This window comes from Streptomyces sp. NPDC058307 (genome assembly GCF_042880295.1).
In the GTDB taxonomy this organism is placed as follows: Bacteria; Actinomycetota; Actinomycetes; order Streptomycetales; family Streptomycetaceae; genus Streptomyces.
This window is the reverse complement of sequence record NZ_JBHVYZ010000145.1, coordinates 1-3,642: the sequence shown is the minus strand read 5'-3', so window position 1 is coordinate 3,642 and position 3,642 is coordinate 1. Positions and strand designations below refer to the sequence as shown.

Below are 3,642 nucleotides of genomic sequence, written 5' to 3'. Positions count from 1 at the left end.
ACACCGTCCAGGCCCTCGTCACCCGCACCATCCCCCCCGACACCGTCATCGAGGCAAGGGCCGACGGTTAGGCAGGACGCGACGGTCAGGCAGGATGCACAGAAGCGGCGTTCTGGGGTAATAGTCGAAGTGTCGTCCTCACGATTCGGCTCCGGCGCCGACAACCGGGCGGGAGACCCGGGTTCTGGGATGTGATCACGATGGATAACCCGCTGAACGGCACCCCCGGACGAACCGGTGTCCACTCTGTTCCAGGACGGGAAAGCCTCCTGAACAAGATCAGCGAGTTGCAGACGGAGATCGGCCAGCTGCAGGAGGCCATCGTCTCGCACGCCGTGATCGACCATGCGATCGGTGTGGTCATCGGCCTGGGCGGCATGCGGTCCGACCAGGGCTTCGAAGTGCTGCGACAGGTATCGCAGCACACCAACATCAAACTGCGGCAGGTCTCCGAGGAGATCGTGGACTGGGTCCACACCGGGCAGCTGTCCGACGAGGTCCGCGCCGCTCTGGACCAGGCGCTGGCCGCCGCACGGTCCTCCGGGCCCCACACAGGCGAGCCGGAACCTCCCTCACCAGGGCCGGCGCCGGCAGACACGGACCGAGACGGCGTCTAGCGAGCGCCGGGCTGGAGCCGCGTCGTCGGCGATGCGGCTCCAGCCCGGTCCTCCCCATGGGAGAGATCATCACGGGTGCTCGGGCTGCTGGTCCGGCGGCACTCCTCCGCCCTTCCCACCGCCCTTGTCCCCCTTGTCGGTGCCGTGGGCGCGGCCGGCCTCCCCCGTTTCCGGCTGGCGCGCCTTGAGTTCGCCGCTCTCTTGGGGCGTACCGCCACCCTTCTGGCTGCGTCGCTGTTCTGGTTGCTGTGGATCGGACATTGCCAGGACACCTCGCTCACCTCGGAGATCCTTCGGACCGGCGAGTTCCCCGCAGAGTCCGGCCGAAGCGTGCGGGTGGGCGTACCGGCCCGGGCCGTGGTTCATGTTCTGTCGTGGGACCCGTCGGGCGACGGGTCCTGCGAGATGTCCTGCCAGTTGTCCTGCGAGATGGCCTGCAGCACAAGGACCGCGACGTCGTCGGTGCGTTGCCCGGCGGTGCCGGACTTCCTGAGCAGGTCGTCGATGAGCAGGTCCAGGTCCCGCTCGTCGGCCTGGGCGAGGTGCCGCGCGAGGTGGGCGATGGACTCGTCGAGGTCGACCCCGGGTGTCTCGACCAGGCCGTCGGTGTAGAAGACGAGCATCAGGCCCTCGGTCAGCGGGATCTCGGTCAGGGGAAAGTCGGCGTCGGGGTCGATTCCCAGGAGTGGTCCGGGCGGGACGACGGCGGGCCGGGTGACGCGGTCGGGCAGGCGCAGCAGAGGTGGCGGGTGGCCGGCGCTGGCCAGGCACACACGTCGGCGGGCGAAGTCGAAGTGGGCGTAGAGGCAGCTGCTGAAGAGCTCGGGGGCCAGGTCGGTCAGGAGCCGGTTGGTCCGGGCGAGAACCTGGTCCGGGGGCGTGCCGAGGGTCGCGTGCGCGTAGACGCCGGTGCGGACCTGGCCCATCAGGGCGGCGGCGGCCACGTTGTGTCCCTGGACGTCGCCGATCACGGCCGCGGCGGCGCTGTCACCGAGGCGGATCAGGTCGTAGAAGTCTCCGCCGATGTCCATGCCCCGGGTCGCGGGCAGGTAGCGGGCGGCTACGCGCAGACCGGGGACCTGGGGAAGGACTCGCGGGAGCAGTGCCTGCTGAAGGCCGTGGGCGAGGTCGTGTTTGGCGTCGTAGAGGCGGGCGCGGTCGAGGGCCTGGGCGATGAGCCCGGCGAGCGAGGTCAGCACGGCGCGTTCCTCGGCCGGGAACGGGTGCGGCCGGTCGTACGACAGGACACAGCAGCCGACGGGCCGGCCGGAGATGATCAGGGGCAGGAAGGCCCACGCCTGCTTCCCGCTGGCCCGCGGAGCCTGCGGGTAGACGCGGCGCATCTCTTCCGGGTCGGCGAAGAACGCCGGGATGCCGCTGTCGAGGACATGCCCGGCCGGGGTGAAGTCGGTGTCGAGAGGCAGCCCGTCGAGGCGCTCGATGGCCTCGGGGTCGTAGCCGCGGTGTCCGGTGATCCGCAGTCGGCCGGCGTCGGCGGTGGACATGACCAGACCCTGGGCTCCGAAGGCGGGCATGACCTGGTCGGCGACCAGCGCGATGACGTCCTGGACTCCGACGACTTCGGTCAGTCCCGCGGCCAGGTGGGTGAGCTGGTAGAGCCGGCCCGCGTCGGCGGGTGCGCCGGTACGGTGGCTGCGGGCGGGCGCGGGGGACGGCATGGGCTCGGCGCCGCTGGGAACGATGCGGACGCTGATGCCGCTGGCGTCCGGGTAGAGATGGAAGTCCAGCCAACGGTCCGGTGGGCGGCACGCGGTGAACGAGACGGGCTCGCGGCTGATCACCGCGGCACGGTAACGGTCCTCGTAGACGGGGTCGTCCAGCCAGCGCAGGGACTGCCACGGCAGCGTGCCCAGCAGACGACCGGCTTCGCAGCCGAGCAGCTGACAGGCGGCGGAACTGAGGTAGGTGAACTGCCCCTCGAGGTTCAGCGCGCAGCTTCCGCCGGGCAGGCGCTCGGCGAAGTCGGCGGCGGCCATCGCCGGGCTCTCGGGCCGGCGCCCGATGGGCACGACACGGGGCCGGCCGTCGCCGGACGGGGCCCTCCCGGGCGCGACGGCGTCCTCCAGCAGCCGGGCCAGGTGCCGGCAACTGGACGTGATGTGCCCCTGCTCCCGTCCGGTCATGTACGGCGGACGGGAGGCCGGCCACATGAGCAGCAGCGCTCCCCACGGCCGGACACCGACCACCGGCGCGGCGACCAGGGCCAGCGGGTAGGGAAGCACCACCGCGGTACGGGGGTAGGCGCGGACCATCTCCTCCTGGCTGCCCACCCACACCAGGCGGTTCTCACGGACCGCGACGGCCACCGGTGCCGGAGCGGCCATCGGAACCCTGGCCCACGGTGCGGCGAACTCGGACGGCGCCCCGCACAGCGCGTCCAGGCTCAGCAGCCGCTCGTCGGGGGTGAGCAGGTACAGGGCTCCGATGGACGCGCCGGTCCGGCGCACCGTCTGCGCGAACACGGCGTCCAGATCGTCGTGGTCGCCGACGGCCAGATCACCCGCGCTGGTCACGAGGCACCTCCAGCGTCTTTGGCGTACCCGGACGTGTACCCGAACTTGCCCCTACGAGGACGCTACGCCCCTGGAAAGTGGTCGGCACGCCGTTCCCCGGGTGTGATCGGCCCTTTGACCGGGCGAGGGCCCGCTGCGGGCCGCACCCCCTTGCCTGTGCCAAGATCCGGTGGAACCGTTGCGCGGAGTGGGACGGGAGGTGAGGGACATGCCGGGTGACGACCTGCTGGGGGGCGGAGACGCCGAACAGGAGACCAACCTGGAGCGGTCCCGTATCGCCGGCGAACTCATCGCCGGAACGAGCGGCCTGTCTCCGTCCGAGGTGCCCGGCGCCCTGTGCCGTAACTGCGTCGCGCTGATCCCGGAAGTGTCGGGGCTGTCCATCTCGATGCTGGCGGACGGCGCGGACACCGGCGTGGTGCTGTGTGCCAGCAATGACGTCTCCGCGCACCTGGCGGAGATCCAGTACACCCTCGGCGAGGGACCGTGCC

Annotated in this window: 3 protein-coding genes and 1 pseudogene; 2 read left to right on the top strand and 2 right to left on the bottom strand. The window is 71.2% G+C overall.

Annotated features, from left to right (window positions below; translation table 11 throughout):
- The first annotated feature begins 200 nt into the window (after positions 1-200).
- A complete protein-coding gene (locus ACFVYN_RS41130) occupies positions 201-617 on the top strand; it encodes an ANTAR domain-containing protein (RefSeq protein WP_390007989.1) in 417 nt (138 codons plus the stop codon).
- Between the two features lie 69 nt (positions 618-686).
- Here the strand turns inward: ACFVYN_RS41130 and ACFVYN_RS41125 are convergent, their stop codons facing one another.
- On the bottom strand, positions 687-878 hold the full coding sequence (locus ACFVYN_RS41125; protein WP_390007986.1) for a hypothetical protein: 192 nt from the start codon (positions 876-878) through the stop codon (positions 687-689).
- Positions 879-979: 101 nt separating this feature from the next.
- On the bottom strand, positions 980-3,151 hold the full coding sequence (locus tag ACFVYN_RS41120; protein WP_390007983.1) for a SpoIIE family protein phosphatase: 2,172 nt from the start codon (positions 3,149-3,151) through the stop codon (positions 980-982).
- A gap of 208 nt (positions 3,152-3,359) precedes the next feature.
- Here ACFVYN_RS41120 and ACFVYN_RS41115 point away from each other — a divergent pair.
- Positions 3,360-3,642, top strand: a pseudogene (locus ACFVYN_RS41115) (hypothetical protein); the annotation flags it as partial.